This window comes from Dokdonella sp. (assembly GCF_036518555.1).
Lineage (GTDB): Bacteria > Pseudomonadota > Gammaproteobacteria > Xanthomonadales > Rhodanobacteraceae > Dokdonella_A.
Genome location: NZ_DATDMY010000129.1, coordinates 1 through 5186, shown reverse-complemented (window position 1 = coordinate 5186; position 5186 = coordinate 1). Strand labels below are relative to the sequence as shown.

The following is a 5186-nucleotide window of genomic DNA, read 5'->3' as shown; positions in this document are numbered from 1 at the left end:
GGCGCAGGTTCTGTTGCGCGTCCTGCACGGTCGTGATGCGCGCGCCCGCGGGCAGGTGGGATCCCGCCCAGGCGGCGAACGCGGCGACCGCGTCGACGTCGCCGGCGACGAGCAGGCGATGCCCCGCCCGACTGCCGGTGCCGAGCAGGCCGATCGCTTCGGCATCGGCGATGTTCATGATCACGCGTGGCGCGATGCGAAACGGGTTGCCGCTGTCGGGCGCCTTCGCGATCTCGCCGGCGACGAGCAGGTCGCGGCCGCCGAGCTGCACGCGCGCGCCGACCGCGACATCGAGCGCGACGAGCGCCGCGTGGTCGGCATAGATCGATCCCGACGGCGGCGCGTGCGCGGCACGCTCGACGCCGTCGACGTCGCGCACGCTGAGTGCGCCGCGCAGCGGGAACGCGGCGTCGCTCGCGCGCACGTCGCAGAGCCGGCTGCGTTCGTTGGCGAACAGCACGCTCGGGAACTCGGCCAGGCGATTGGTCGCGAGGCCGCGGCGCCGTGCTTCCTCGGCGAGCTCGGCCGGCAGCGGGCGCGACGCGCCGAGCGCGAGGTCGCCGCCGATGAGCTCGGCGGCGGAGGCGACGAGCGCGCGTTCGACCCGCGCGGCGAGCGTCGCGACCGCCGCCATCGCGGCGACCGCGAGCACGAGCGCCATCGCGAGCGTCGCGAGTTCGGCATGGCGGAACTCGCGGCGCAGGCTGCGCGCGGCGAAGGCGAGGGGCCTCACGAGCGAGGTTCCTGCGACGTGTCCCTCACCGCACCATCGGCCTTGCCGATGGTTCCGCCCTCTCCCGCTGCGCGGGAGAGGGAGGATGTGGGTTCGGGCGTGGCTTCCCTCACCCCACCATCGGCTCCGCCGATGGTCCCCCCCTCTCCCGCTGCGCGGGCGAGGGACGCGGGTGCGCCGCCTGCGGCGGCGGAGTCTTCTATGTGGCCTTCGTGCAGGCGCAGGCTGCGCGCGCAGCGTGCGGCGAGGTTCGCATCGTGGGTGACGAGCACGAGCGTCGTCGCATGCTCGCGGTTGAGCGCGAACAGCAGGTCGCCGATGCCGGCGCCGGTGCGCTGGTCGAGGTTGCCGGTCGGTTCGTCGGCGAACAGGATCTCGGGACGGTGCACGAACGCCCTGGCGAGCGCCACGCGTTGCTGCTCGCCGCCGGACAACTGCGCCGGGTAGTGATGGCGGCGCGCGTCGAGGCCGACGCGCGCGAGAGCTTCGGCCGCGCGCTCGCGCGCGTCGTCGCGGCCGTCGAGCTCGAGCGGCAGCATCACGTTTTCCTCGGCGGTCAGCGCGGGCAGCAGGTGGAAACTCTGGAACACGAAGCCGACCCGGCTGCGGCGCAGGCGTGCGCGCGCTTCCTCGTCGAGCGCATCGAGCCGTTCGCCGGCGAGCGCGATCGTGCCCGTGCTCGGCCGGTCGAGCCCCGCGAGCAGGCCGAGCAAGGTCGTCTTGCCCGATCCCGAGGCGCCGACGATCGCGAGGCTGTCGCCGCGCGCGACCTCGAGGCTCACGCCCTCGAGGATCGTCAGGCGCCCGTCGGGCCCGTCGACGGTTTTGCTAACCTCGCTCGCATACAACGCCGACGCGGTCCTGCCATTCATGTTGCGCATCCTTCTCGTAGTACTCTCGTCATTCTTCGCCGCGCTCGCCACCGGCGCGCCACGGCCCGTCCTCGTGCTCGGCGATTCGCTGTCCGCCGCCTACGGCCTGGCGCCGAAGGAGGGCTGGGTGGCCCTGCTCGACGAACGCCTCGCCGCCGCGCGGCCCGCGCGCGACGTCGTCAACGCGAGCATCAGCGGCGAGACCAGCGCGGGCGGCCTCGCGCGCCTGCCCGCCCTGCTGAAGGAGCATGCGCCCGCGCTCGTGGTGGTGGAACTCGGCGCCAACGACGGCCTGCGCGGACTGCCGCTCGCGCAGTTGCGCTCGAACCTCGCGGCGATCCTCGAGGCCGTGCGCCGCGCCGGCGCGCGCGCGGTGCTGGTCGGCATCGAGCTGCCGGTCAACTACGGGCCGCAATACCGCGACGGCCTGCGCGAGTTGTATCGGGGCCTCGCCGACGAATTCAACGTGCCATTGGTCCCGTTCCTGCTCGACGGCGTCGCGCTCGACCCTGCGCTCATGCAGGACGACGGCCTGCACCCGCGCGCCGCGGGCGAGCCGCGCGTGCTCGAGAATGTGTGGAAGGTCCTTGAGCCTGCGTTGAGGGCGCTCCCCGCGCGCTAGGCTTTTTCAGGCCTCCTGTGGCAGCGGCGGAAGCCGCGATGCCCTACCTCGACCGCCGAATCAAGCATCTACCGCACACCGGCGCGCCCTCGACCTTGGCCGGCCCGCGGCCCAGCCCTCTCCCCGTCATGGGCCGAATGGCACATGGCGCCGGCCTCCGGTGGCGGCTAGGCTGGCCGGCCACGCGTCGGACTGCGTCCGCTCCGGCGCCTTTTTTCCGCCACGGGGAACCCCAATGCTGCGAACGAAGATCTTGACGACGACGATGAACCTGATCCTGTTCGGCGCCACCGCGGCCGTGCTGCAGCCGGCCGACGCGTTTGCCAAGGGCGCTGGCGCGACCCTCGCGGCGAGCAATCCGTTCGCGCGCGAGAGCGCGCTGCCGTTCCACGCGCCGCCGTTCGACAAGATCAAGGACGCGGACTACCAGCCCGCGATCGAAGCCGGCATGCGCGAACAGATCGCCGAAATCGACAAGATCGCCGCCTCGAAGGAGGCGCCGACGTTCGCCAACACGATCGAGGCGATGGAGCGCAGCGGCCAGACGCTGACCCGCGTCGGCGCGGTGTTCGGCGCGATCACGGGCGCCAACACGAACGACACGCTGCAGAAGGTGCAGGAAGCGGTCGCACCGAAGTACGCCGAGCACCAGGACGCGATCTACCTCAACGACAAGCTGTTCGAGCGCGTGAAGAAGCTGTACGACACGCGCGCGTCGCTCGGCCTCGATGCCGAGCAGAACGAGCTCGTCGAGCGCTACTACCGCAACTTCGTGCGCGCGGGCGCCCAGCTCTCCGCGGCCGACAAGGCGAAGCTGCGCGAGCTCAACAAGGAAGAGTCGACGCTCACGACCGATTTCTCCAACAAGCTGCTCGCCGCGAACAACGCGGGTGCGGTGATCGTGTCGGACAAGGCCGAGCTCGCGGGCCTGTCCGAGGCCGACCTCGCCGCCGCGGCCGACGCGGCCAAGTCGCGCAAGCAGGACGGCAAGTACGCGCTCACCCTGCAGAACACCACCCAGCAGCCGGCGCAGGTCTCGCTCGAGAACCGCGCGACGCGCGAGAAGCTGTTCAAGGCCTCGACGATGCGCGCCGAGCACGGCGATGCGAACGACACGCGCGCGATCATCCAGCGCCTCGCGGTGCTGCGTGCCGAGCGCGCCAAGCTGCTCGGCTTCCCGAACTACGCGACCTACACGCTCGACGACCAGATGGCGAAGACGCCCGAGGCGGCCGAGAAGCTCATGACCGACATGGTCCCGGCGGCGACCGCGAAGGCGCGAGGCGAGGCGGCGGCGATGCAGGCGCTCATCGACAAGGAGAACGGCGGCTTCAAGCTCGCGCCGTGGGACTGGCAGCACTACGCCGAGAAGGTGCGCAAGGCGCAGTACGACCTCGACGAGTCGCAGATCAAGCCGTACCTCGAGATCGATCGCGTGCTGCAGGACGGCGTGTTCTTCGCCGCCAACCAGATGTACGGCCTCACGTTCAAGGAGCGCAAGGACATCCCGGTGTACCACCCGGACGTGCGCGTGTTCGAGGTGTTCGACAAGGACGGCGCCTCGATGGCGCTGTTCTACGCCGACTACTGGAAGCGCGACAGCAAGCGCGGCGGCGCGTGGATGGACAACTTCGTCGGCCAGTCGGGCCTGCTCGGCACGAAGCCGGTCGTGTTCAACGTCTGCAACTTCACCAAGCCGGCCGCGGGCCAGCCTGCGCTGATCAGCTGGGACGACGCGACGACGATGTTCCACGAGTTCGGCCACGCGCTGCACGGCATGTTCTCGAACGTGAAGTACCCGACCCTGTCCGGCACCAGCGTGCCGCGCGACTTCGTCGAGTTCCCGTCGCAGTTCAACGAACACTGGGCGAGCGATCCGAAGGTGTTCGCGAACTTCGCCAAGCACTACCAGACCGGCACGCCGATGCCGGCCGAACTGGTCGAGAAGATCAAGAAGTCCAAGACCTTCGACCAGGGCTTTGCGACGACCGAATACCTCGCCGCCGCGTTGCTCGACATGAGCTGGCACACGCTCGGCGTCGACGCCGGCAAGCAGGACGTCGACGCGTTCGAGAAGAAGACGCTGCACGACCTCAAGATCGACATGGTCGAAGTGCCGCCGCGCTACCGCACGTCCTATTTCGCGCACATCTGGGGTGGCGGCTACGCGGCCGGCTACTACGCCTACCTGTGGAGCGAAGTGCTCGACCACGACGCGTTCTACTGGTTCCGCGAGCACGGCGGCATGACGCGCGAGAACGGCCAGCGCTTCCGCGACATGGTGCTTTCGCGCGGCAGCACCGAGGACATGGCGAAGATGTACCGCGACTTCCGTGGCCGCGATCCGAGCGTCGAGCCGCTGCTCGAGCAGCGTGGACTCAAGGAAGAGAAGCCGGCCGCGAAGTAAGCGGTCGCGTTCCCCGACGTACGCGAGGGAGGGACTGCGGTCCCTCCCTTTTCTTTTTTCTGTGGGAGCGGCGCACGCCGCGATGCCCTTCGCCCCCAGCCCTCGGCCCTCAGTTGCGAAAGGCGTAGGGCGGCTCAAGGCCGAAGGCCGGAGCCGCCGAGTGCGAAGACCTGCAGCGGTGAAGGCGGATCCGCCGCTACGCGGCTTGATCCGCCCTACGGGCCTTCCATTCCGTGGGAGGGGCGCACGCCGCGATGCGCTTCGGCCTCGGCGCTCAGTTGCGAAAATGGTAGGGCGGCTCAAGGCCGAAGCGCGGGCGCGCCGTCCGCGCGGCAACGTCGCGCCGCCATCGGAACTGCAAGTCCGTGGCGGACCGTCCCGCAGACGCGTCGCGCATACAGGTCCGGCGGCGGGGATTTGCCTATACTCGCGCGGACGTCCGCCGATGCGTGTCGATGCAATGCCGAGCCGACTCCTGTTCGCGATCCTGTGTTGCCTCATGGCGGATGTAGCGGAGGCTGCAATGCCCGTGCTCGTGATCCACGGCGGTGC

General features: G+C 70.1%; 2 protein-coding genes and 2 pseudogenes. 2 read left to right on the top strand and 2 right to left on the bottom strand.

The features are described from left to right. Positions 1 to 733 (bottom strand): annotated as a pseudogene (locus VI238_RS07645) (ABC transporter permease); the annotation flags it as partial. A 185-nt stretch (positions 734 to 918) separates the two neighbouring features. Beyond that, positions 919 to 1605 (bottom strand): annotated as a pseudogene (locus tag VI238_RS07640) (ABC transporter ATP-binding protein); the annotation flags it as partial. On the opposite strand from VI238_RS07640, the gene VI238_RS07635 reads away from it, so the two are divergent. Both VI238_RS07635 and dcp read left to right on the top strand, forming a co-directional pair. Beyond that, complete coding sequence (locus VI238_RS07635; RefSeq protein WP_331650095.1) at positions 1604 to 2227, top strand: arylesterase; 624 nt, start codon at positions 1604 to 1606, stop codon at positions 2225 to 2227. The pseudogene VI238_RS07640 and the gene VI238_RS07635 sit on opposite strands and share 2 nt — an antisense overlap. A 235-nt stretch (positions 2228 to 2462) precedes the next feature. Continuing rightward, on the top strand, positions 2463 to 4634 hold the full coding sequence (dcp, locus tag VI238_RS07630; RefSeq protein ID WP_331650093.1) for a peptidyl-dipeptidase Dcp: 2172 nt from the start codon (positions 2463 to 2465) through the stop codon (positions 4632 to 4634). The last annotated feature ends 552 nt before the right edge of the window (positions 4635 to 5186 follow it).

What these genes read in the sequence shown, in the direction of transcription:
- VI238_RS07635 (WP_331650095.1), top strand. Translation starts at nt 1,604, where the DNA reads ATGTTGCGCATCCTTCTCGTAGTACTCTCGTCATTCTTCGCCGCGCTC.
- dcp (WP_331650093.1), top strand. Translation starts at nt 2,463, where the DNA reads ATGCTGCGAACGAAGATCTTGACGACGACGATGAACCTGATCCTGTTC.